Source organism: Paraburkholderia sp. GAS32, assembly GCF_050434225.1.
Taxonomy (GTDB): Bacteria; Pseudomonadota; Gammaproteobacteria; order Burkholderiales; family Burkholderiaceae; genus Paraburkholderia; species Paraburkholderia madseniana.
Genome location: NZ_JBNPVS010000007.1, coordinates 126,447 through 149,504 on the forward strand (window position 1 = coordinate 126,447; position 23,058 = coordinate 149,504).

19 protein-coding genes are annotated in these 23,058 nt (G+C 61.1%); 18 read left to right on the forward strand and 1 reads right to left on the reverse strand.

Annotated elements, in window-relative coordinates; all coding sequences use genetic code 11:
• The first annotated feature begins 145 nt into the window (after window positions 1–145).
• From mnmG to P3T25_RS11295, 14 genes are all read left to right on the forward strand, one after another.
• On the forward strand, window positions 146–2,104 hold the full coding sequence (gene mnmG / locus P3T25_RS11230; RefSeq protein WP_408518545.1) for a tRNA uridine-5-carboxymethylaminomethyl(34) synthesis enzyme MnmG: 1,959 nt from the start codon (window positions 146–148) through the stop codon (window positions 2,102–2,104).
• Entirely contained in the window at window positions 2,101–2,784 is a 684-nt protein-coding gene (gene rsmG / locus P3T25_RS11235) for a 16S rRNA (guanine(527)-N(7))-methyltransferase RsmG (RefSeq protein ID WP_429358108.1), read from the forward strand. The genes mnmG and rsmG overlap by 4 nt, the downstream gene beginning before the upstream one ends.
• An 86-nt stretch (window positions 2,785–2,870) precedes the next feature.
• Window positions 2,871–3,662, forward strand: coding sequence for a ParA family protein (locus P3T25_RS11240; protein ID WP_154558727.1), 792 nt, complete (start codon window positions 2,871–2,873; stop codon window positions 3,660–3,662).
• A gap of 18 nt (window positions 3,663–3,680) precedes the next feature.
• Window positions 3,681–4,568 (forward strand): ParB/RepB/Spo0J family partition protein, encoded by an 888-nt coding sequence (locus tag P3T25_RS11245; RefSeq protein WP_154558726.1) that lies wholly within the window; start codon window positions 3,681–3,683, stop codon window positions 4,566–4,568.
• Between the two features lie 916 nt (window positions 4,569–5,484).
• Complete coding sequence (locus tag P3T25_RS11250; protein WP_154558725.1) at window positions 5,485–6,030, forward strand: ATP synthase subunit I; 546 nt, start codon at window positions 5,485–5,487, stop codon at window positions 6,028–6,030.
• Between the two features lie 161 nt (window positions 6,031–6,191).
• Window positions 6,192–7,043, forward strand: coding sequence for a F0F1 ATP synthase subunit A (atpB, locus tag P3T25_RS11255; RefSeq protein ID WP_093634487.1), 852 nt, complete (start codon window positions 6,192–6,194; stop codon window positions 7,041–7,043).
• 93 nt (window positions 7,044–7,136) lie between these two features.
• On the forward strand, window positions 7,137–7,406 hold the full coding sequence (gene atpE, locus P3T25_RS11260) for a F0F1 ATP synthase subunit C (RefSeq protein ID WP_007180033.1): 270 nt from the start codon (window positions 7,137–7,139) through the stop codon (window positions 7,404–7,406).
• Window positions 7,407–7,544: 138 nt separating this feature from the next.
• Window positions 7,545–8,015, forward strand: a complete 471-nt coding sequence (locus P3T25_RS11265; RefSeq protein ID WP_054038575.1) for a F0F1 ATP synthase subunit B — start codon at window positions 7,545–7,547, stop codon at window positions 8,013–8,015.
• A 2-nt stretch (window positions 8,016–8,017) separates the two neighbouring features.
• The gene (locus P3T25_RS11270) at window positions 8,018–8,557 is read left to right on the forward strand and encodes a F0F1 ATP synthase subunit delta (protein ID WP_054038574.1); all 540 of its coding nucleotides are present in this window, start codon (window positions 8,018–8,020) and stop codon (window positions 8,555–8,557) included.
• 58 nt (window positions 8,558–8,615) lie between these two features.
• On the forward strand, window positions 8,616–10,157 hold the full coding sequence (gene atpA / locus P3T25_RS11275; protein ID WP_054038572.1) for a F0F1 ATP synthase subunit alpha: 1,542 nt from the start codon (window positions 8,616–8,618) through the stop codon (window positions 10,155–10,157).
• Window positions 10,158–10,296: 139 nt separating this feature from the next.
• Window positions 10,297–11,181, forward strand: coding sequence for a F0F1 ATP synthase subunit gamma (gene atpG, locus P3T25_RS11280; protein ID WP_115781412.1), 885 nt, complete (start codon window positions 10,297–10,299; stop codon window positions 11,179–11,181).
• Between the two features lie 116 nt (window positions 11,182–11,297).
• The gene (atpD, locus tag P3T25_RS11285; RefSeq protein ID WP_007180028.1) at window positions 11,298–12,692 is read left to right on the forward strand and encodes a F0F1 ATP synthase subunit beta; all 1,395 of its coding nucleotides are present in this window, start codon (window positions 11,298–11,300) and stop codon (window positions 12,690–12,692) included.
• Window positions 12,693–12,847: 155 nt separating this feature from the next.
• Complete coding sequence (locus P3T25_RS11290; RefSeq protein ID WP_012434800.1) at window positions 12,848–13,273, forward strand: F0F1 ATP synthase subunit epsilon; 426 nt, start codon at window positions 12,848–12,850, stop codon at window positions 13,271–13,273.
• A gap of 260 nt (window positions 13,274–13,533) precedes the next feature.
• Entirely contained in the window at window positions 13,534–15,264 is a 1,731-nt protein-coding gene (locus P3T25_RS11295; RefSeq protein ID WP_429358109.1) for an AMP-binding protein, read from the forward strand.
• A gap of 849 nt (window positions 15,265–16,113) precedes the next feature.
• Here the strand turns inward: P3T25_RS11295 and P3T25_RS11300 are convergent.
• The gene (locus tag P3T25_RS11300; RefSeq protein ID WP_154558723.1) at window positions 16,114–16,911 is read right to left on the reverse strand and encodes a transporter substrate-binding domain-containing protein; all 798 of its coding nucleotides are present in this window, start codon (window positions 16,909–16,911) and stop codon (window positions 16,114–16,116) included.
• 218 nt (window positions 16,912–17,129) lie between these two features.
• Between P3T25_RS11300 and hemE the strand changes: the two genes are divergently transcribed.
• The 4 genes from hemE (at window position 17,130) to P3T25_RS11320 (ending at window position 22,798) form a co-directional block, all read left to right on the forward strand.
• Entirely contained in the window at window positions 17,130–18,230 is a 1,101-nt protein-coding gene (gene hemE / locus P3T25_RS11305) for a uroporphyrinogen decarboxylase (RefSeq protein WP_429358110.1), read from the forward strand.
• A gap of 464 nt (window positions 18,231–18,694) precedes the next feature.
• The gene (locus P3T25_RS11310; RefSeq protein WP_429358111.1) at window positions 18,695–20,941 is read left to right on the forward strand and encodes a primosomal protein N'; all 2,247 of its coding nucleotides are present in this window, start codon (window positions 18,695–18,697) and stop codon (window positions 20,939–20,941) included.
• Between the two features lie 181 nt (window positions 20,942–21,122).
• Window positions 21,123–22,553 carry a YeiH family protein gene (locus P3T25_RS11315; protein ID WP_171925298.1) on the forward strand — a complete coding sequence of 477 codons (1,431 nt, stop codon included), beginning with the start codon at window positions 21,123–21,125 and terminating at the stop codon, window positions 22,551–22,553.
• Window positions 22,553–22,798 carry a hypothetical protein gene (locus P3T25_RS11320; RefSeq protein ID WP_171925299.1) on the forward strand — a complete coding sequence of 82 codons (246 nt, stop codon included), beginning with the start codon at window positions 22,553–22,555 and terminating at the stop codon, window positions 22,796–22,798. Before P3T25_RS11315 ends, P3T25_RS11320 begins: the two co-directional genes overlap by 1 nt.
• Window positions 22,799–23,058: the final 260 nt, after the last annotated feature.

Genomic DNA, 23,058 nt, shown 5'->3' on the forward strand with positions numbered 1-23,058 from the left:
TCAAAGCGGTGTGTTTCACGTGAAACACACCGCTTTTTCTTGTCTGAGCATTCGGTCGAAATTCGGGCCTAAACCGAACCCGTTATAATTCGCCCATACATTTTCCTTTGAAAGGCTCACGCGACGATCTGGCGTGAGATCCGCGATGCTTTTTCCCACAGAATTTGACGTAATCGTCGTCGGCGGCGGTCATGCGGGCACTGAGGCCGCCTTGGCCTCGGCACGCATGGGCAATACCACCCTCCTACTGACGCATAACATCGAAACCCTCGGTCAGATGAGCTGCAACCCGTCCATCGGCGGGATTGGTAAAGGCCATCTGGTGAAGGAAGTCGATGCGCTCGGCGGTGCGATGGCGGCCGCGACGGACGAGGGCGGGATCCAGTTCCGCATCCTCAATTCGTCGAAGGGGCCTGCCGTTCGCGCGACGCGTGCGCAGGCGGACCGTCTGCTGTACAAGCAGGCGATCCGGCATCGGCTGGAGAATCAGCCGAATCTGTGGCTGTTCCAGCAAGCGGTCGACGATCTGATGGTGGAAGGGGATCGTGTGGTCGGTGCGGTAACGCAGGTGGGAATTCGTTTTCGCTCACGCGCAGTCGTGCTGACGGCCGGGACGTTCCTCGACGGCAAGATTCACGTGGGTTTGAACAACTACACCGGTGGCCGTGCTGGCGATCCGGCAGCGGTGTCGCTGTCCGGTCGTCTAAAGGAGCTGAAGCTGCCGCAAGGCCGCCTGAAGACCGGGACGCCGCCGCGCATCGACGGTCGGACGATTGACTTTTCGAAGCTCGAAGAACAGCCGGGCGATCTGGATCCGGTGCCGGTTTTCTCGTTCCTGGGCCGCGTCGAGCAGCATCCGCGCCAGGTGCCGTGCTGGGTCACTCATACGAATGAGCGCACGCACGACATCATCCGCGGTGGTCTAGACCGTTCGCCGATGTACACGGGCGTAATCGAAGGGGTGGGGCCGCGCTACTGCCCGTCGATCGAGGACAAGATTCACCGTTTCGCATCGAAGGAGTCGCATCAGATCTTCCTCGAACCTGAGGGGCTGACGACGAATGAGTTCTATCCCAACGGGATTTCCACCAGTCTGCCGTTCGACGTGCAGTTGGAGCTCGTGCGTTCGATGCGTGGTCTGGAGCACGCGCATATCCTGCGGCCGGGCTATGCGATCGAATACGACTACTTCGATCCGCGTGGGTTGAAGGCATCGCTCGAAACCAAGGTGATCAATGGGCTGTTCTTTGCGGGCCAAATCAATGGCACGACTGGCTATGAAGAAGCGGCTGCGCAAGGCTTGCTGGCGGGGATCAACGCCGGCTTGCACGTGCAGGGCAAGGATGCATGGTGCCCGCGCCGCGATCAGGCCTACCTGGGTGTTCTGGTCGATGATCTGGTGACGCAAGGGGTGTCCGAGCCATATCGCATGTTCACGAGTCGAGCCGAATACCGTCTGAGTCTGCGCGAAGACAACGCCGATATGCGTCTAACGGAGATTGGCCGCGAACTCGGAGTAGTCGATGACGTTCGTTGGGACGCATTCAGCCGCAAACGTGATGCTGTTTCACGTGAAACAGAGCGCCTTCGCACGACGTGGGTCAATCCTAAGACGTTACCGGCTGAAGAAGCGACCGCATTGCTCGGCAAACCGATCGACCATGAATACAGTTTGGCCGATCTGCTGCGCCGCCCGGGCGTGACTTACGACGGTGTCTGCGGTTTGCGCGAGGGTGCATGTGCTGCGCGTGAGACGCTGGCTGAAGACGACGTTCTGCTCGCCCAGATCAAGGAGCAGATCGAGATCGGCATCAAGTATCAAGGCTACATCGACCGCCAGGCCGATGAGATCGAGCGGAATGAATCGCACGAAAGCACGCGTTTGCCTGAGGGGTTGGACTACGCCGAGGTAAGGGGACTGTCGTTTGAAGCGCGTCAGAAGCTGACGCAATTCCGCCCTGAAACCATTGGCCAGGCGTCGCGTATCTCCGGCATTACACCGGCGGCGATCTCCTTGCTGATGGTCCACCTCAAGCGTGGCTTGGGACGCCGTTCGACGAAACCCGCCGAGCCCGGCGCCGACAACACGCCGGTGGTGCAATGACGGTGGGTCAGAAGGGAAGCACTAGTGAGGCATTGGCGCCGCTGTTAGCGGACGGCGTCCGAGAGCTCGGCCTCGATCTCAGCGGCGCGCAGCTCGGCAAACTGCTCGACTACGTTGCGCTGCTGTCCAAATGGAATGCCGTCTACAACCTGACGGCGATTCGCGATCCGCGGCAGATGCTTATCCAGCACATCCTGGATTCGCTTTCGATCGTGCCGCATCTCGCTACGCGCGGTGCGTCTTCGGTGCTGGACGTGGGCTCCGGTGGCGGCTTGCCTGGCATCGTGCTGGCCATCGTCCTGCCTGAGTGGACCGTCACCGTGAACGACATCGTGCACAAGAAGACGGCTTTTCAGGCCCAAGCCAAAGCGGAGCTCGGCCTTGCGAATCTGTCGGTTGTCACGGGCCGGGTCGAGACTTTGCGGTCGGGCGCCGAAGTACCGGCAAAGTTCGACGTAATCGTGTCGCGCGCATTCGCAGAGCTCGCGGATTTCGTTACACTGGCCCGTCATCTCGTTGCGGAGCAGGGTGCGATCTGGGCGATGAAGGGTGTGCGTCCGGATGGTGAAATCGAGCGCCTGCCAGCGGGTGCCCAGGTGGAACAGATCATCCGGCTGAATGTGCCGTCGCTCGACGCTGAGCGGCATCTGATCAAGGTGCGGGTGGACGAGGGCCGCTGAGGGCCGCCTCCAGTAGGTGCCAGGTACGCACCGCATACCACGAGCGCTTTCTACTTTATTCAAGCAGCAAAAGGGACACACCAACGATGGCAAAAATCTTCTGCGTTGCGAACCAGAAGGGCGGCGTCGGCAAGACGACGACGGCAGTCAATCTGGCCGCGAGCTTGGCAGCGCAGGGACAGCGAGTCCTTCTCATCGATCTGGACCCGCAGGGCAACGCCACGATGGGCAGCGGTGTCGACAAGGCTGCGTGTGCGAATACCGTCTACGAAGTGCTTGTGGACGGCGTATCCGTGGCGGATGCGCGAGTGCGCCCGGAAGCCGTCGGCTACGACGTGGTGCCCGCGAACCGTGAACTGGCGGGTGCCGAAGTCGAACTGGTCAGCGTCCAGCATCGCGAGCGTCAACTGAAAGTCGCCTTGGCGGAGGTCGAAAGCGAATATGAATTCGTGCTGATCGACTGCCCGCCGGCTTTGTCGCTGCTGACGCTCAATGGTCTGTGCGCCGCCCATGGCGTAGTGATCCCGATGCAATGCGAGTACTTCGCGCTTGAGGGGCTGTCCGACCTTGTCAACACGATCAAGCAGGTGCACGCGAACCTGAATCGCGACCTGAAGGTGATCGGCCTGCTGCGCGTGATGTTCGATCCGCGCATCACCTTGCAACAGCAAGTTTCAGATCAACTGAAAGAGCACTTTGGCGACAAGGTGTTCGATGTGGTGATTCCGCGCAATGTGCGCCTTGCCGAGGCGCCTAGCTATGGGTTGCCGGGCGTCGTGTTCGATAAGGCCTCGCGCGGTGCGCAGGCGTATGTGCAGTTCGGTGCAGAGATGATTGAGCGGGTGCGCACATTGAATGACGCGCCCCAGGCGTCCTAAGCGGATCGAGGAAGCACGATGAACGCAGTAGCAAGAAAGAAAGGGTTGGGCCGGGGTCTGGAAGCACTGCTGGGTGGCAGTGCGGATATTACCGAGGCTGTCGTGATCGAGGGTGCGCCGAACGTGCTGCCGCTCAGCAAGCTGCAGGCCGGCAAGTACCAGCCACGCACGCGCATGGACGAAGGCGCGTTGCAGGAATTGGCCGCCAGCATCCGTGCTCAGGGGCTCATGCAGCCTATCCTGGTGCGGCCGGTATCGGCGGATAGGTACGAGATCATCGCCGGCGAGCGGCGCTTCCGCGCGGCACGCATCGCCGGTCTGAATGAGGTGCCGGTGCTGGTGAGGGACGTGCCGGACCAGGCCGCCGCTGCGATGGCGTTGATTGAGAATATTCAGCGCGAAGATCTGAATCCGCTGGAAGAAGCGCAGGGTATTCAGCGTCTGCTCGACGAGTTCAATTTCACGCACGAACAGGCCGCCGAATCGGTTGGTCGTTCGCGCAGTGCTGTATCGAACTTGCTGCGTTTGCTGAATCTGGCGTCGCCGGTGCAGACGATGCTGCTGGCCGGTGACCTCGACATGGGGCATGCGCGCGCGCTGCTGGCCGTCGATGCCGCGACGCAGATCACGTTGGCCAACCAGGTCGTCAACAAGCGCATGTCGGTACGCGAAACCGAAAAACTGGTGACGACGACGACCAAGGTTGCGCCTGCGGTCAAAGCGCGAGCGAATCAGGACGGCGGCCGCGACACGCGACGGCTTGAGGAGGAATTGTCCGATTTGCTCGCCGCAACGGTAAAGATCAAGCTCGGCCGACGCGGCCGTGGCCAGGTGCTGGTCGATTTTGGCGATCTGGACGCGTTAGAAGGGATTCTTGTCCGGTTGCGTGGTAACGCTACGGCCTGATCCGTGGCGGGTTGATTGTTGAGGGATGTTGAGCATGCTTGCGGGCTGGCTGGGGGTGGTTGTCGGTTCTCGCCTCTCGCTCGCAAGCCGTTTGGCGCGCCTGGTGTGTTTTTCGGCGGTAGCGGTGGGGCAGCGGTCGTATCCGCCGCAAACATGGCTCGTTTGATGGTCACCCTGTTCGATCGATAGCCCATGTGGATATCAGTTGGATACCTAACTATATGTCGGGTTTAATAATAAGGATTGCGATGTATCAGCTTCTGCGGATATTTCCGTGGTGACGCAGACGAGGCCGGGTTGTGGGGTGAGTTGAATTGGCCGTGCAGGCTTGGCCTCGTTGCCGCGCCGCTGCGACGGGTTTCGCATACTCCGTCCTTTCACGTGCAGGGATCCGGCAGCGGATGTTGGGTGCCAACGCGGGGATTGGTAAGGTGCGAGGGCAGGGCAGGGATCGACATGAAGTGGCGGGCGCCTGACCTCCCGCGGCGTTGAGCACCCGAGTCAGAGAGCAGTGTCCGGTGATGTTTGGTCACCATAGGAAGGACCACGGCCTGCAGTCGCCGTTGCGCTTCTACCCGGCGCCGTCCATCATGTCTACCAAACGTGGCAAAAAACATCGTCTGTTGCATTTTTGAGACGTCTGTAGCAGCGTCGAAACGACACATCCACGCGCTTCAAGCGACCTGATTCATCGCGCATGTTTTGCCATCCCCCGACCGCCTTACATTTGCCGTGTACACACCGCCCGAGATCGCGTTCCCGCATCGTGGCGGCCGTTTTCATGCTGGTTATTGAACGGCCTAAAGTCTTGAATTGCCTGCAACTATCGCTTACAATCGCCCGGATTTAATTGCACGGCAACCCCGTAAGCGCAGCGTAAGCTCGCGGGCTGGAACAAGACTTTCGGAACACTGCGATGGCGGTTAAAACGTCGAATCAAGCGCCGAAGAATGGGCGTGACGACCACCGCGCTGAACGCACCGTTTCCGATGCGTCCACCGGTCAGCACGTTACAACTGACGATGCGTGGGATGTCGAGCAACAAGATAACAATATCGTTCCGCTCACGCGGGTCGAGGCCGAAAAGCTGTTTGGCCCGAATGTGAGTCGTCCATCACGCGTCACGCCTTTCAAGGTCGTGGTGGCGCAAATGGTTTTGTCCCTGGGTGCTACGCTGGTGTGGTGGCTGTTCTACAAGCCGCCGGGCGCTGCTGCGCTGTCCGCGTTCCTGGGGGGAGCGATTTGCTGGGTGCCGAGCGCGTTGTTCGCGGCACGTCTTAGAACGCTGAGCGGCGCCGAAACAGCGATGAGCTGGATGATCGGCGAAGCGCTCAAGATGGGGACAACGATCGCGATGTTTGTAGCCATCGCCTTCTGGTATCACGACGTACGCTGGGTGCCGCTGCTCGTGACTTACCTCATCGCGCTCAAGACCTACTGGATCGCCCTCGCGTGGCGCTAAGGTAGGAGCAGAGAGTAGCAACACAAAATTCAGGCTGGCGCGCAGCGCTGGCGTAAGGAGTGCGGATATGACACGATCCGCACCCGGCGTGTTCCCGCAATACAGAATTGCGGCGGGAACGGCCTAAGACGATTTTCGACAATTTGGGTGGCATTAACGATATGGCAGCTAGCGAAGGCACGCGCGCTCTGGATCCGTCCGAGTACATCGCGCACCACTTGCAGAACTTTTCCACCGCGCACCAGACGTCGATTTTCGACATTCACGTGTGGAATCTGGACACCCTTTTCTGGTCGATCGTTTGCGGTCTGGCCACGATCGCCATCCTGCATCTGGCGGCTCGCAAGGCGACGTCCGGCGTGCCGGGTCGTTTCCAGTGCGCGATCGAAATGCTGGTCGAGATGGTCGAAGATCAATCGAAGTCGATGATCCACGGCACGCGTACCTTCATTGCACCGCTGGCACTGACCGTGTTCGTCTGGGTCGCGTTGATGAACTCGCTCGACTTCATCCCCGTCGATCTGCCGGGCCGCGTAATCGGCTGGCTGGGTTTGTCGGAAGCCATCCCCCACCATCGCATCGTGCCGACGGCCGACCTGAACGGTACGCTCGGTATCGCACTCGGCGTGTTCGCGCTGATGATTTACTACAACTTCAAGATCAAGGGCGCAGGCGGCTTCGTGCATGAACTGCTGTCGGCTCCGTTCGGCGCGCATCCGCTGCTGTGGATCCCGAACCTTGCATTGAACATCATCGAGTTCGTCGCAAAGACGGTTTCGCTCGGCATGCGGCTGTTCGGCAACATGTACGCGGGCGAGCTGTTGTTCCTGCTGATTGCTCTCCTCGGCAGCATGTGGGGTTTCGGCGCGGACGCGTCAGTGCTCGGCTTTATCGGCCACGTCATTGCAGGCACGGTCTGGGCGATCTTCCACATCCTGATCGTTCTGCTGCAAGCGTTCATTTTCATGATGCTGACGCTGGTGTACATCGGACAGGCACACGACAGCCACTAATCACGGCGTGTCGAACGACGAATTGTTTTAGTTTTGTTTTTATTAAATCCCAGTTCCAACCAGTTCTAAAAGACTTTTCACAAAGGAGTGATCATGCAAGCTTTCATCGCCAACATCCAGGGTCTGACCGCCATCGGTATCGGCATCATCATCGGCCTGGGTGCAATCGGCGCCTGTATCGGTATCGGCCTGATGGGTGGCAAGTACATCGAAGCATGTGCTCGTCAACCGGAACTGATGAACCCGCTGCAAACCAAGATGTTCCTGCTGGCTGGTCTGATCGATGCTGCGTTCCTGATTGGCGTTGGTGTGGCAATGCTGTTCGCGTTCGCGAACCCGCTGCTGTCGAAGCTGGCAGGCTGAGGTTCCTCGGAAGTTTGCGCCTGAGCTATAACTGGTAAAGGCGCAGGGCGGAACGGGCACTTGGGCGCTGATCGAATACAGAATCGATGAGCGCCTTGCCGTTTCACTTTCCGAACTAGCAACGTTTAAGGAAACACCGTGAATCTCAACGCAACCCTGTTTGCGCAAATGGTCGTGTTCCTGATCCTCGCGTGGTTCACGATGAAGTTCGTGTGGCCGCCGTTGATCAACGCCCTCGACGAGCGCTCAAAGAAGATTGCTGACGGTTTGTCTGCCGCTGAAAAGGGCAAGGCTGAACTCGAAGCCGCCCACAAGCGCGTCGACCAGGAACTGGCTCAGGCACGCAACGACGGTCAGCAACGTATTGCTGACGCAGAAAAGCGCGCAGTGACAGTCGCCGACGAAATCAAGGCTCAAGCACAAGCTGAAGCCGCTCGCATCATCGCGCAAGCGAAGGCCGACGCGGAACAGCAAGTCGTGAAGGCCCGCGAAACGCTGCGCGGCGAAGTTGCCGCGCTCGCAGTGAAGGGCGCTGAACAGATCCTGAAGCGCGAAGTCGACCAGGCAGCTCACGCTGACCTGCTGAATCAACTGAAAGCCGAGCTCTGATCATGGCCGAACTTGCAACCATCGCCCGTCCGTACGCAGAAGCGCTGTTTGGCGTGGCCGAAGCTGGTGACATCGCCGCCTGGTCCACGCTCGTGCAGGAGCTGGCACAGGTTGCGCGTCTGCCCGAAGTGCTGTCGATCGCCTCGAGCCCGAAAGTGAGCCGCGCACAGGTCAGCGATCTGCTGCTGTCCGCGGTCAAGTCGCCGCTCAAGGACAATGCGCAAGCGAAGAATCTGGTGCAAATGCTGGTCGATAACCATCGCCTGCAATTGCTACCGGAAATCGCCACGCAGTTCGAAGAGTTGAAGAACGCCCGCGAAGGGGCGGCAGATGTGCTGATCGTCAGCGCATTCCCGCTCGAAGGCGCGCAGTTGAACGAACTCGTCGCAGGTCTCGAACGCAAATTCAAGCGCAAGCTGAAGCCGACGGTCGAAGTCGACTCGTCGCTCATCGGCGGCGTGCGCGTGACGGTCGGCGACGAAGTGCTCGATACCTCGGTCCGCGCGCGGCTTGCCAGCATGCAGACGGCTCTGACGGCCTGAAGCGCCCAAGGCGCTGAAGCGGCTGGCACGCAACAGAATTGACTATCAGGAGCGAATAATGCAACTCAATCCCTCTGAGATCAGCGAGCTGATCAAGAGCAGGATCCAGGGCCTTGAAGCGAGCGCAGACGTTCGCAACCAGGGCACTGTGATCTCCGTGACCGACGGTATCGTGCGTATCCACGGCCTGTCGGAAGTGATGCAGGGCGAAATGCTCGAATTCCCGGGCAACACCTTCGGTCTCGCACTGAACCTCGAGCGCGACTCGGTCGGCGCCGTGATTCTGGGTGAGTACGAACACATTTCGGAAGGCGACATCGTCAAGACGACGGGCCGCATTCTCGAAGTGCCGGTGGGTCCGGAACTGCTCGGCCGCGTGGTCGATGCACTTGGCAACCCGATCGACGGCAAGGGCCCGATCAACGCGAAAAAGACCGACGCAATCGAAAAGATTGCTCCGGGCGTGATCTGGCGTAAGTCGGTTTCGGAACCGGTTCAAACCGGTCTGAAGTCGATCGACGCGATGGTGCCGGTTGGCCGTGGCCAGCGTGAGCTGATCATCGGCGACCGCCAGTGCGGCAAGACCGCAGTCGCAGTCGACGCGATCATCAACCAGAAGGGCAAGAACCTCTTCTGTATCTACGTCGCGATCGGCCAGAAAGCTTCGTCGATCATGAACGTGGTCCGCAAGCTGGAAGAAACCGGCGCGCTGGAATACACGATCGTCGTGGCCGCTTCGGCTTCGGAATCGGCTGCGATGCAATACCTCGCACCGTACGCCGGCTGCACGATGGGCGAATACTTCCGCGACCGCGGTCAAGATGCCCTGATCGTTTATGACGACTTGACCAAGCAAGCTTGGGCATACCGTCAGATCTCGCTGCTGCTGCGCCGCCCGCCGGGCCGCGAAGCTTACCCGGGCGACGTGTTCTATCTGCACTCGCGTCTCCTGGAGCGTGCTGCTCGCGTCTCGGAAGAGTACGTCGAGAAGTTCACGAACGGCGAAGTGAAGGGCAAGAGCGGTTCGCTGACGGCACTGCCGGTCATTGAAACGCAAGCAGGCGACGTGACCGCATTCGTTCCGACGAACGTGATCTCGATTACCGACGGCCAGATCTTCCTGGAAACCGACCTCTTCAACGCAGGTATCCGCCCGGCAATTAACGCCGGTGTGTCGGTGTCGCGCGTGGGTGGTGCGGCTCAAACCAAGGTCGTGAAGAAGCTGTCGGGCGGTATCCGTACCGACCTGGCGCAGTACCGTGAACTCGCAGCGTTTGCGCAGTTCGCATCTGACCTCGACGAAGCAACCCGCAAGCAACTGGAGCGCGGCCGCCGCGTGACGGAACTGCTGAAGCAGCCGCAGTATCAGCCGCTGCAAGTGTGGGAACTGGCTGTCGCGCTGTTCGCTGCGAACAACGGTTACCTCGACGACCTCGAAGTCGCGCAAGTGCTGCCGTTCGAAAAGGGCCTGCGCGATTACCTGAAGTCGAAGCACGCAGACCTGATCAAGCGCATCGAAGACACCAAGGAACTCTCGAAGGACGACGAAGCCCTGCTGCACACGGCTCTCAAAGACTTCAAGAAGTCCGGCGCTTATTGATCCGCGAGTGACCCGCAAGGCATAAACGGACCTTGAAGCGGCGCGGGCCGCAGGCAACTGAACCCGCGCTGCTTCGATCGCTTTGCATGGGACCCGAGTAACCGCTAAAGCGCTAACTCGGGCCGACAAGGAGTAAGCAATGGCTGGAATGAAGGAAATTCGCGGCAAGATCAAGAGCGTGCAAAACACGCGCAAGATCACGAAAGCGATGGAGATGGTGGCCGCATCGAAGATGCGCCGCGCTCAGGAGCGCATGCGCGCTGCTCGCCCGTATGCCGACAAGGTCCGCGATATCGCTGCGCACATGAGCCGTGCGAACCCGGAGTATCGTCACCCGTTCATGGTGTCGAACGAAGGCGCGAAAACGGCCGGCATCATCCTGGTCACGACCGATAAAGGTCTGTGCGGCGGGATGAACACCAACGTGCTGCGTGCGTCGCTGCAGAAGTTCAAGGAACTGGAAGGCCAGGGCAAGACGATCGAAGCAACTGCGATCGGTACCAAGGGTCTGGGTTTCCTGAATCGTCTGCGCGCCAAGGTGGTGTCGAATGTCGTGCATCTGGGCGACACGCCGCATCTGGAAAAGTTGATCGGCGCGGTGAAGGTGCAGCTCGACCTGTACTCGGAAGGCAAGGTTTCGGCGGTGTACCTCGCGTACACGCGCTTCGTCAACACGATGAAGCAGGAGCCGGTGATCGAGCAACTGCTGCCGCTGTCGGCAGACCAGTTCGAGCGCAAGGACGAAGACGGCACGACGCCGAGCACGCAGTGGGACTACATCTACGAGCCGGATGCACAGGCAGTGGTGGACGAACTGCTGGTGCGTTATGTCGAAGCGCTGGTCTATCAGGCCGTCGCGGAAAACATGGCATCGGAGCAGTCGGCACGGATGGTCGCAATGAAGGCCGCTTCGGACAATGCGAAGACGGTCATCAACGAACTGCAGCTCGTGTACAACAAGAGCCGTCAGGCCGCGATCACGAAAGAACTGTCGGAAATCGTCGGTGGCGCGGCGGCAGTCTGACCATAAAGGTCAGGTACGCCGCTTCGTGTGCGCCCGGTGAGGCGCACCCGGCTGGGCGCCCCCACCAAAACTGCGCCTTTGCGCGAGTGAAGAATTGAGTATCTAAAGGAAAAGCGATGAGTACTACTGCTTTGGTAGAAGGCAAGATCGTACAGTGCATCGGCGCGGTGATCGACGTGGAATTCCCGCGTGACCACATGCCGAAGATTTACGACGCGCTCATTCTCGAAGGTTCGGAACTGACCCTCGAAGTCCAGCAGCAGCTGGGCGACGGCGTCGTCCGCACCATCTGTCTGGGTGCATCGGACGGTCTGCGCCGTGGTACGACGGTGAAGAACACCGGCAAGCCGATCAGCGTGCCGGTTGGCAAGCCGACCCTCGGCCGGATCATGGACGTGCTGGGTCGCCCGATCGACGAAGCCGGCCCGATCAACTCGGACGTGGTTCGCGGTATTCACCAGAAGGCCCCGGCGTTCGACGAACTGTCGCCGTCGACGGAACTGCTCGAAACCGGCATCAAGGTTATCGACCTGATCTGCCCGTTCGCCAAGGGCGGTAAGGTTGGCCTGTTCGGTGGCGCCGGTGTGGGCAAGACCGTGAACATGATGGAACTGATCAACAACATCGCCAAGGAGCACGGTGGTTACTCCGTGTTCGCCGGTGTTGGCGAGCGTACCCGCGAAGGGAACGACTTCTATCACGAAATGAAGGACTCGAACGTTCTCGACAAGGTCGCGCTGGTGTACGGCCAGATGAACGAGCCGCCGGGCAACCGTCTGCGCGTCGCGCTGACCGGTCTGACGATGGCTGAGCACTTCCGTGACGAAGGCCTCGACGTGTTGTTCTTCGTCGACAACATCTACCGTTTCACGCTGGCAGGCACGGAAGTGTCGGCACTGCTCGGCCGTATGCCGTCGGCAGTGGGCTATCAGCCGACGCTGGCTGAAGAAATGGGTAAGCTGCAAGAGCGTATTACGTCGACCAAGACCGGCTCGATCACGTCGGTTCAGGCCGTGTACGTCCCTGCGGATGACTTGACCGACCCGTCGCCGGCTACGACTTTCGGCCACCTGGACGCAACCGTCGTGTTGTCGCGTGACATCGCTTCGCTGGGTATCTACCCGGCAGTGGACCCGCTCGATTCGACCTCGCGTCAGATCGACCCGAACGTGATCGGCGAAGAGCACTACGCAATCACGCGCGGCGTGCAGCAAACGCTGCAGCGCTACAAGGAATTGCGCGACATTATCGCGATTCTGGGTATGGACGAACTGGCGCCGGAAGACAAGCTCGCCGTGGCGCGCGCTCGTAAGATCCAGCGTTTCCTGTCGCAGCCGTTCCACGTCGCTGAAGTGTTCACGGGTTCGCCGGGCAAGTACGTGCCGCTGAAGGAAACCATTCGTGGCTTCAAGATGATCGTTGAAGGCGAGTGCGACCACCTGCCGGAACAAGCGTTCTACATGGTCGGCACGATCGACGAAGCCTTCGAAAAGGCCAAGAAGATCCAGTAAAGGTCGGGTGTAACGAAGCGGGCGCTGCTCGCGCTGAAATACTACCTGCGGGGTGGTATTTCGCGAAAACGGCGCCTCTTACTACACTCAATCCAGCCTTGCATGGGACCTGAGTAAGCGCCAAAGCGCTAACTCGGGTCGCCACAGGAGTCGATATGGCAACCATTAAAGTAGACGTCGTCAGCGCGGAAGAGCAGATCTTCTCGGGCCAGGCGAAGTTCGTCGCGCTGCCGGGCGAAGCAGGTGAACTCGGCATTCTGCCGGGCCACACGCCGCTCATCACGCGGATTCGTCCGGGTGCGGTGCGCATCGAAGCTGAAAACGGCGAAGAAGAGTTTGTGTTCGTCGCCGGCGGCATCCTCGAAATCCAGCCTGGCGCCGTGACGGTTCTCGCCGACACGGCGATCCGCGGCAAGGATCTCGACGAAGCCAAGGCCGAAGATGCACGCAAGCGCGCAGAAGAAGCGCTGCAGAACACGGGTTCGAACCTTGAATACGCCACCGCGCAAGCGGAACTGGCGTACGCGACGGCTCAGCTCGCTGCGATCCAGCGTCTGCGCAAGCTGCGCGGTCAGAACTAAGTATCACGTATCAGAGAAGCATCACGTATCAGAGAGAAAGCAGCCTTCGTGGCTGCTTTTTTTTGACCTTCACTTGACGTTTACGGAAAGGTCAGCAAAATCGTGCATTCCGAGCGAACAATGAGCGGTTGCGGCGCCCCCAGCAGCAGTCGATGCGGTGCGGGTAAGACTTGATGCCGTACAGACACGCGCCGGTGGCACAATCGATTTCAATTTCATTTCAATAGACTGGGCGAGCTTCCGCTCACGGAGACAACACCATGGCAACTCACATGTCAGGCGAAGGCGCACTCATCGAACCCAAAGACAATTTGTCGTATGTTCGCGGGTCGACCGAGATCCCGTTGAGCGAAGCACCGGTAGGCCAGTTTCTGCGCGACACCGCGGCGCGTTTCCCTGAGCGCCCGGCCGTGGTGTTTCGTGAGCAAGGAATCAGCTGGACATGGAAGGAGTTCGCCGAAGAAATCGACGTGCTGGCGGCCGGTCTTCTCACACTCGGCATCGTGAAGGGCGACCGCGTCGGCATCTGGTCGCCGAACCGGGTGGAATGGCTGCTTACGCAGTTCGCGACGGCACGCATCGGCGCCGTGCTCGTCAACATCAACCCGGCTTACCGGCTCGCCGAACTCGAGTACGCCTTGAACAAGGTGGGCTGCAAGGCGATCATTGCCGCAGAGCGTTTCAAGACGTCGATGTACCTCGAGATGCTGCAGGAGCTCGCGCCGGAGCTGGCGACCCAGGCGCCGGGCGAACTGCACGCCGCGCGCCTGCCCGATCTGCGCTACGTGATCCGCATGTGCGACACGGAAACACCCGGCATGCTGACCTTCTCCGACGTGATCGAGCAGGGCCGCGCAACACTCGACGTCGCCAGGCTCGACGCCATCGGCGCGACGCTTTCCTCCCACGACCCGATCAACATTCAGTTCACCAGCGGTACGACCGGCAATCCGAAGGGCGCGACGCTGACCCACAGGAACGTCGTCAACAACGCGCGCTATATCGCGATGGCGATGCGCCTAACGGAGCAGGACGGCCTGTGCATTCCCGTCCCGCTCTATCACTGCTTCGGCATGGTGCTGGCGGTGCTGGCCTGCGTATCGGTCGGCGCGAATATGGTGTTTCCAGGTGAGGGCTTCGATCCAGCTGCCACCCTGGCGGCCGTCGCCGAAGAGCAGTGCACCGCGCTGCACGGGGTGCCGACCATGTTCATCGCCGAACTCGATCATCCGAATTTCGCCACTTATGACTTTTCGCGGCTGCGCACCGGAATCATGGCCGGTTCGCCGTGCCCGATCGAGACGATGAAGAAGGTCGTCTCGAAGATGCATCTGAACGAGATCACGATCGCATACGGCATGACGGAGACCAGCCCGGTGTCCTTCCAGAGTTCGACTACCGATCCGCTCGACAAACGCACCACGACGGTCGGGCGTATCCAGCCGCATCTGGAGGTGAAGATCGTCGACCCGCTCGGCGCGATCGTGCCGATCGGCGAGACGGGCGAACTGTGCACCAAGGGTTATTCAGTGATGCAGGGCTATTGGGGGGACGAAGCGAAGACGCGGGAAAGCATCGTCGACGGCTGGATGCATACCGGCGATCTGGCGACGCTCGATGCCGAAGGCTACTGCAACATCGTCGGCCGCCTGAAGGACATGCTGATTCGCGGCGGCGAAAACATCTACCCGCGCGAGATTGAGGAGTTTTTGTTCCGCCACCCGAAAATCCAAAGCGTGCAGGTCTTCGGCGTGCCCGACGCGAAGTACGGCGAGGAAGTGTGTGCGTGGATCGTATTGCGCTCAGGAGAGCAGGCCACAGCGGAGGAAATCCAGCAGTTCTGTCAGGGCCAGATCGCGCACTACAAGGTGCCGAAGTACATCCGCTTCGTCGACGAACTGCCAATGACGGTGACCGGCAAGGTGCAGAAATTCGTCATGCGCGAACGGATGATCAGTGAATTGAAGGTGCAGGAAGACAAGACGGCCTGATGGCCAAGCGGGTTCGGCGCCGCGCGAAGATTCGCGCGGCGCCGGCCGACATATTGGGGAAAACCGTTTGCCATCGAATGAATCCGTGGGCCGCAAATTGACCCGCCGGGAAGCTCGCAAACGTTTGACCAGACGAAAAAAAAGCGGGCCTGGAGCCCGCTAAAAACCACACGCTACGGGGTTAGCGCGAGGAGACCAAAGATGGAACCAACTGAGACGACGACCCTGCGTCGACTACGGCCCCAGCAGGGATGCCCCTTCACAGGGCTTCGGCAAGCGCCGACCGGCAAGTGCATCGTATCCGCTCACACCACGCACCCAGCCACATCCGTGTTGAAACCGTTGAGGGCATTGTGGGCGAATTAACCTACGAGCGCGGTAACAAAGTGTTTCAGGTTGTAACGCCCGCCAGATAAGGCGCTGCGGGACTTATTTCCAATCCGAAACGTTTTAAACGTAATTTTTACCGATGACTGTAACGCAATTTCATACGCTTGATTGATGCTATTCGCGACGCATATTGCGGCGTAATCCATTCAGTCGATTCCGCATGAAATGGTTGCATGCTCATCTTTTTCTGCATGAATCGGCTGTACTACAGGCGCTTTTCCAGCGTTACGAAGTCCGTCTGTGTGCGGACAAGTATGTGCGCTGCGCTGCAACACCCCGCACTTGAGGGTAGTCGTGCAAGCGGCCGGTTCGTTGGACCCTTGTTCAAGGGCATTGTTCGGGTTTTGCGTAGCGCCTTGGGGTCTGGTTACACGATTGTGTCAGCCATGCGGACCTATTAATCGTTCAAGCCGCTTGGCTTTTCCAATTAAGCGCGACGCAGGCCGCACCTCACAACCTTCACTTCAGCCACTTATCCGAGATCGCCTGATATTCCCCGGTCGCTCGCGCAAGGTGCAACCACTGATCGACGTATTGCTGGAAGGCCACATCGCCGCGCGGCAGCAGCCAAGCCTTCTCGCCATACTGGAAGGGCTTGTCCGGATGCACCGAGCAAAGGCCCGGATTCAGCTTTTGTTGCAGCAGGGTCTCCGATGCATCGGTCACCATCACGTCGGCCTTACCGGCGAGGATTTGTTTGAAGATCGTCACGTTGTCCGGATAGACGGTCAGGTTCGCATGCGGGAAATACTGCTTGGCGAAACGCTCGTTGGTACCGCCCGGATTGACGATCACGCGGGTCGCCGGTTGATCGATCTGCGCCACCGTTTGATACTTGTTGACGTCGTCACACCGAACGATCGGCGTCTTGCCGTCGATCATGTACGCCTGCGTGAAAAACGCGCGCTTCTGGCGCTCGAGCGTCGGCGAAACACCGCCCACGCCGACGTCGCATTTCGCCACGAAGTCGTTCATCAGGTTCGGCCACGATGTCTTGACGAATTCCGCCTTCACGCCGAGCGATTTGGCGAGCGACTCGGCCATGTCGATATCGATGCCTTCGAATTGGCCGTCTGCCTTGTAAAACGAGTACGGCTTGTAATCGCCGGTCGTACAGGCGCGCAGCGTGCCGCGCGCGAGAATGTCGTCTAGCCGCGAGGGCGCCGCGGCGGTGGCGGCGCTCTGCGCCTGGGCCACGCCTGCGTGCATCAAAACACCGGCCAGAACGCCGAGCAGTGCGAGTGCTGCCTTGTTCATCGAGTCTCCTTGATTGCGCGTAATTGTTTGGTAAGGCCGTCGGATGATAGCCCGGCAATTCACGCTTGAACATTGGCCGTTCAGCCGAGTCATGGCGCCGCACCGGGCTGCAAAAAAGCCGGCCGCAAGCAAGGTGCGCCACAGTTATTGCCCGCATCAAGCGCGATGCGGCCTGCCGGGTCCGGTAAAATGCTTCTTTGCCTTCAGTCGTACGCAACGTGGCCCATAAACTCCTGAACGATACTTTCCTGCGCGCGCTGCTGCGCCAGCCGACCGACTACACGCCGATCTGGCTGATGCGGCAGGCTGGCCGCTACCTGCCGGAATACAACGCGACGCGGGGTCGCGCGGGGAGTTTCCTCGGTCTGGCGAAGAACCCGGCGTACGCAACGGAAGTCACGCTGCAGCCGCTCGAGCGCTATCCGCTCGACGCCGCGATCCTGTTCTCCGATATCCTCACCGTGCCTGACGCCATGGGCCTGGGTCTCGAGTTCGTCGCCGGCGAGGGCCCGAAATTCGCTCGTCCGGTGCGCACGGAAGACGATGTGGCGCGCCTGGCCGTCCCCGATATCGACGCCACGCTGCGCTACGTGACCGACGCGGTGCGCGAAATCCGCACCGCGCTGACCGACGCGCAAGGCCGCCAGCGCGTGCCGCTGATCGGCTTTTCGGGCAGCCCGTGGACACTGGCGTGTTACATGGTGGAAGGCGGCGGTTCAGCGGACTTCCGCACGGTCAAATCGATGCTGTACGCGCGTCCGGACCTGATGCACCGAATTCTCGACGTCAATGCGAAATCGGTTGCGGCGTACCTGAATGCGCAGATCGAAGCCGGCGCGCAAGCCGTGATGATCTTCGACACGTGGGGCGGGGCGCTCGCGGACGGCGTCTACCAACGCTTCTCGTTGCAGTACATCCAGCAGGTCGTGAGCCTACTGAAACGCGATCACGACGGAGAAAAAGTGCCGGTGATCACCTTCACGAAGGGCGGCGGGTTGTGGCTCGACGAGATCGCCGATATCGGCGTGGATGCGGTGGGTCTCGACTGGACCGTGAACCTGAGCAAGGCGCGCGAGCGCGTGGGTAGCAAGGTGGCGCTGCAAGGCAATATCGATCCTTCGGTGCTGTTTGCGCCGCCGGCCGCAATCCGCATGGAAGCGCGTGCCGTGCTCGACAGCTTCGGTAATCATCCTGGTCACGTTTTCAATCTCGGCCACGGCATTTCGCAGTTCACGCCGCCGGAGAATGTTGCTGAGCTCGTGGATGAAGTCCATCGTCATAGCCGCGCGATTCGCAGTGGCGCGCATGCACCAAGCTGACGCCGAAAACGTTGCCATTTTTGCTGCAGCGCAGCGAACTGGGCTCTCGGCCTAAGGGAATATTTGTAGTCGGCAGGCCGTCAGATGGCGGTCTTGCGAAAGTCAAGACTTGACTTATGCACATTGTTCACGCTGCGGCGCGGTAGAAGCTTTCGTCGTGCCCTAGCCCTTGCACATTGCAGGCGCATTTGATCTAAGCCTTGTCTGGCAAGGGTTTCAAGGGGGCACGGCAAAATGTGCGGAAACCCACAGAAGGCCGCTGCAGCGCGGTTCCCGGCCTATCTGAACGAAGTTCTCAACAAAGTTATCCACAGGCAAGCGGACCGATTGCAATTGTTCAGCCGAATCCAAAACTTAGCGCCGAAATTGAAGTTTTACTTTAACTTCGACGGACTCGTCGTTTGCTCAATGTGCACCGTGACGCGGCGTCATGCCGCATCCATTCATCCGATCCACACCGGCGCGTGAGCGAAGTGTTCGTCCGCGTCGCGCTGGATCATCCGCTGCCGACTTTGTTCGACTACCGCTGCGACACGCCCGAGCGTGTCGCGCCGGGCATGATGGTGAGCGTGCCATTCGGTAAGCGTCACGTGGTGGGTCTCGTGTGCGAAGTGACCACTCACAGTGACGTACCCGCTGACCGTCTGCGAGCGGTCACCCATGTCTGTACCGCCTGCCCGCCCGTGTCGACAGAATGGCTGCGACTCGCAGCCTTCGCCGCCGACTACTATCAACGCGGCCTCGGGGAAGTGGCCCTGCCTGCCTTGCCGCAAGCCCTGCGTGACGCGTCGCGCTGGTCGCGCCTGTTCGCGCCGGAGGAGCGCTACAGCCTGACCGCCGAGGGTCGCGCCGCGTTGCCGGAAACATTGCCGGCGCGTGCAAGCGCATTGCGCAAGCTTGCCCAGGCCCTGGCGGAGGCCGAGTTTCTGAGCGCCGCCGAGGCTCGCGCGCTTCATCCCAAAGCCATCGCAACCCTGGACGCATGGCAGTCCGAAGGCTGGGTCGCGCTGGAGGTGATCGAAGCCGCCGAGGTGCTCGCTGGCCCCGCATCACCGGATACGCCCGCACCCGTCCTACCCACGCTCACCGACGAACAGGCGACTGCGGTCGAAGCGATCCGCGACGCGAACGGCTTCGCGCCCTTCCTGCTGCACGGCGTGACGGGCAGCGGCAAAACCGAGGTGTATCTGCGCGCGCTCGCCGAGATTCTGGCGGCGAAGCCCGACGCGCAGGCCCTCGTCCTCGTTCCTGAAATCAATCTGACGCCGCAGTTCGAGTCGGCCTTCCGTGCGCGTTTTGCCGCGCTCGAAGGCACCTCGATCGTCACGCTGCACAGCGGTCTCGCGGAAGGCGAACGCGCCCGCAACTGGTTCGCGGCGCACACCGGGCGCGCTCGCATCGTGCTCGGTACGCGGCTGGCGGTGCTTGCCTCGCTGCCGAAACTCGCGATCATCGTCGTCGACGAAGAACACGATCCGGCCTACAAGCAACAGGAAGGCTTGCGCTATTCGGCACGCGATCTGGCGATCTATCGCGGCAAGCAACTCGGTTTGCCGGTTGTGCTCGGCTCGGCTACGCCGTCGCTGGAAAGCTGGTGGCAGGCGGATCAGGGCCGCTATAAGCGTCTCACGCTGTCGCGCCGTGCAGTTGCCGAGGCCGTTCTGCCGACCGTCAAGCTGATCGATCTCGAAGAAGAGCGGCGGCGCGGGCGGGCCTCGGTGGAGGGTTTGTCCGGGCCGTTGATTGCGGCGTTGAAGGCGCGGCTCGAGCGCGGCGAGCAAAGTCTCGTGTTCCTGAACCGGCGCGGTTACGCACCACAGCTCTCCTGCGACGCCTGCGGCTGGGTGGCCGGTTGCCCACGCTGCAGCGCCTACGTCGTCTTGCACAAACCGGAGCGCGCGCTGCGCTGCCACCACTGCGGCTGGGAATCGCGCATTCCGCGCTCGTGCCCGGACTGCGGCAATGTCGACATCGCGCCGATGGGACGCGGCACGCAACGCGTCGAAGAAACGCTGGCGAGCGCGGTGCCCGGCGCCCGCGTGCTGCGCATCGACGCCGACAGCACACGCCGCAAAGGCAGCGCGCAGGCGCTGTTTTCCGATGTCCACGCCGGCGAGGTCGACATCCTCGTCGGCACGCAGATGATCGCAAAGGGCCACGACTTCCAGCGGGTGTCGCTGGTCGGCGTGCTGAACGCCGACACCGCCTTGTTTTCACACGACTTCCGCGCGAGCGAACGCCTCTTCGCGCAATTGATGCAAGTGAGCGGCCGCGCAGGCCGCGCCGGTTTGCCGGGTGAAGTGCTGGTGCAGACGCGCTATCCGCGCCATGCGCTGTATCACGCGCTGGGGCGACATGACTACGTCGGCTTTGCCAATTCGACGCTGGCCGAGCGGCGCGACGCTCATCTGCCGCCGTTCGCCTATCAGGCTTTGCTGCGCGCCGAAGGCCGCACACTCGAAGCCGCGCTCGCGTTCCTGCAGCAGGCGGCCGCCGCGCTGACGGAGATCCCGGCCGCCGGGCGCGTGACAGTCTATGACGCCGTGCCGCTCACCATCGTCAAGGTGATGCACGTACATCGGGCGCAATTGCTGATCGAAAGCGCGTCGCGGGCCGCGTTGCAGGCCACTTTGCGCGCATGGCAACCGATGCTGCGCGGCCTGAAAGGCGTGCTGCGCTGGAATCTCGAAGTCGATCCCCTCGACATCTGACGCCCGCTGCCGGCCGCTTTGCGACAACTTCGCAGCATTACTCCTTTAAGTCATATTCATAGAGCGAATGGTCGTTTCGTTTTGGGACGTCGCTCGCCTATATTTCGCCGAATCGGCGCACCTTCAGGCAAAACTCAAAAATACCGCGCCGATGCACCTCAACTTCCTCGGGGCATTTGCGATGAGCGATACCAACCAGACGTTGCCGACCGGCGCCGCGCCCGGCAAACCGCGCAGTGACCATAGCGCACACGGCGGCGGGCTCTTTTCAACTGAAGACTGGTGGGCCGTCTGGATCGGCCTGCTGGTGATCGTGATTGCCTGGGCGCTGTTCGCCTCGGGCAGCAGCATCAAGTGGCTGGCGGTGGCGCCCGCCAAATGGGCGAGCGTGGGACAGGCCGCGCAGGACATCGGCAAGCATCTGCCGAACTATGTCGCGCTGTTCGTCGTGTTCGCTGTGCTGTTCGGCGTGAGCCTTGCCGCGCTGAAGCAGCGGGTCGGCATTTTCCTTGGCTCGTTCCTGATCCTGTTCATCGCATCGGCGCTGATCTTCACGCTGGGCGCGTGGGTCAATGCGTCGAAGTACAACCTCGAGCCGCCGTTGGTGGCACTGGCGCTCGGCCTCCTGATTTCCAATGTGTTCACGTTGCCCGAGTGGTTTTCAGCGGGCTTGCGCGTGGAGTTTTATATCAAGGTCGGCATCGTGTTGCTCGGCGCGACGCTGCCGTTCACCTTGCTGGTGTGGGCGGGGCCGGTCGCGGTCGGGCAGGCGACCATCGTCTCGCTCGTGACGTTCTTCGTGATCTTCTTTGCCGCCAAGGCGTTCGGTCTCGACCGGCGGTTTGCGGCCGTGCTGGGCGTGGGTGGCGCGGTGTGCGGCGTGTCGGCGGCGATCGCGATTGCCGGTGCGGTGCGCGCCAAACGCGAGCAGGTGTCGGTAGCGATTACGCTGGTGGTCTTGTGGGCGATCGTGATGATTTTCGTCCTGCCCTTTGCGTCGCGCTCGCTGGGACTCTCGACAGCAGTGGCGGGCGCATGGATCGGCACGTCCGAGTTCGCCGACGCCGCGGGTATTGCCGCCGCGCAAGCTTACGGCGACTTCGCGAAACACGCGGGCGGTGCGATTGCGGGCGCCCCCGAGGCATCGCTGCAGGCGTTCACGCTGATGAAGGTGGTCGGCCGCGATATCTGGATCGGTATCTGGGCGTTCGTGCTCGCCATCGTCGCGACGACGCGCTGGGAGTCGCAGGACAGCGGCGTCAAAGCGAAGGCGAACGCCGGTGAAATCTGGGCGCGTTTTCCGAAGTTCGTGATCGGCTTCGTAATCGCTTCAGCGCTGGTGACGTGGATCGCCAGCCACTACTCGCTGGCCGACTACCGCAAGGTCGTCACGCCCGAATTCGTCGCGCCGATCACTGCCTTGCGCACGTGGGCGTTCACGTTCTGTTTCCTGAGCATCGGGTTGACCACACGCCTGCGCGCGCTCTCGGCCACCGGCCTGAAACCGTTCCTGGCCTTTACGGCGGGCGTGGTAGTCAATATCGCCATCGGCTACGCGCTGTCCGCGCACGTGTTCGCACCGTACTGGAATAGCTTGGGGCAGGGCACGTGATGAGCGAGGCGGTCCGCATCGCCGGCACGGCCCACGCACGCTTCGATGCGTGCGCGCCGCGCTGCGCAAGCTGCCGGTATCGCGCCGAGGATCGGCATTCACTGGAGCAGAGCATTCCGGGTCTCGCCGTGTTCAGTTCCGGGTTTGGCGCGAGCGTGGCGGATAGCCGGCTATGCCGTCTGCACGACCAGCTCGTTTCGCCTGACGACACCTGCGCGCAGTACGACCCCATTCCACGGCATTGACGCGTGCGTTTGCATCGCCGCCCGGTGTGAGCCGTGCGGCGCGTACCTGCTTTGCGGTGTCAGTCGAGGAGCGGCGTCTTGATGTCCATCATTAACCGTCCGGCTTAGCCCCTCAATCGTTCAAAGCTGCCCGCGCATCGCCAGCCGATGCGCGCGATGCCGGACGCGCCCGTCTTTCTTCCGTCTCACGTCTGCCCGGGCCGCGCGTCGCGCCGCGGATGAAAAGCACGCCACACGTGGCGCACATCGCCCAGATGCCC

Coding starts and splice junctions, on each gene's coding strand:
- atpD (WP_007180028.1), top strand. CDS start 11,298: ATGAGTACTACTGCTTTGGTAGAAGGCAAGATCGTACAGTGCATCGGC.
- atpG (WP_115781412.1), top strand. CDS start 10,297: ATGGCTGGAATGAAGGAAATTCGCGGCAAGATCAAGAGCGTGCAAAAC.
- P3T25_RS11300 (WP_154558723.1), bottom strand. CDS start 16,911: ATGAACAAGGCAGCACTCGCACTGCTCGGCGTTCTGGCCGGTGTTTTG.
- P3T25_RS11245 (WP_154558726.1), top strand. CDS start 3,681: ATGAACGCAGTAGCAAGAAAGAAAGGGTTGGGCCGGGGTCTGGAAGCA.
- P3T25_RS11240 (WP_154558727.1), top strand. CDS start 2,871: ATGGCAAAAATCTTCTGCGTTGCGAACCAGAAGGGCGGCGTCGGCAAG.
- atpE (WP_007180033.1), top strand. CDS start 7,137: ATGCAAGCTTTCATCGCCAACATCCAGGGTCTGACCGCCATCGGTATC.
- atpB (WP_093634487.1), top strand. CDS start 6,192: ATGGCAGCTAGCGAAGGCACGCGCGCTCTGGATCCGTCCGAGTACATC.
- P3T25_RS11250 (WP_154558725.1), top strand. CDS start 5,485: ATGGCGGTTAAAACGTCGAATCAAGCGCCGAAGAATGGGCGTGACGAC.
- P3T25_RS11295 (WP_429358109.1), top strand. CDS start 13,534: ATGGCAACTCACATGTCAGGCGAAGGCGCACTCATCGAACCCAAAGAC.
- P3T25_RS11315 (WP_171925298.1), top strand. CDS start 21,123: ATGAGCGATACCAACCAGACGTTGCCGACCGGCGCCGCGCCCGGCAAA.
- mnmG (WP_408518545.1), top strand. CDS start 146: ATGCTTTTTCCCACAGAATTTGACGTAATCGTCGTCGGCGGCGGTCAT.
- atpA (WP_054038572.1), top strand. CDS start 8,616: ATGCAACTCAATCCCTCTGAGATCAGCGAGCTGATCAAGAGCAGGATC.
- P3T25_RS11290 (WP_012434800.1), top strand. CDS start 12,848: ATGGCAACCATTAAAGTAGACGTCGTCAGCGCGGAAGAGCAGATCTTC.
- rsmG (WP_429358108.1), top strand. CDS start 2,101: ATGACGGTGGGTCAGAAGGGAAGCACTAGTGAGGCATTGGCGCCGCTG.
- P3T25_RS11320 (WP_171925299.1), top strand. CDS start 22,553: ATGAGCGAGGCGGTCCGCATCGCCGGCACGGCCCACGCACGCTTCGAT.
- P3T25_RS11270 (WP_054038574.1), top strand. CDS start 8,018: ATGGCCGAACTTGCAACCATCGCCCGTCCGTACGCAGAAGCGCTGTTT.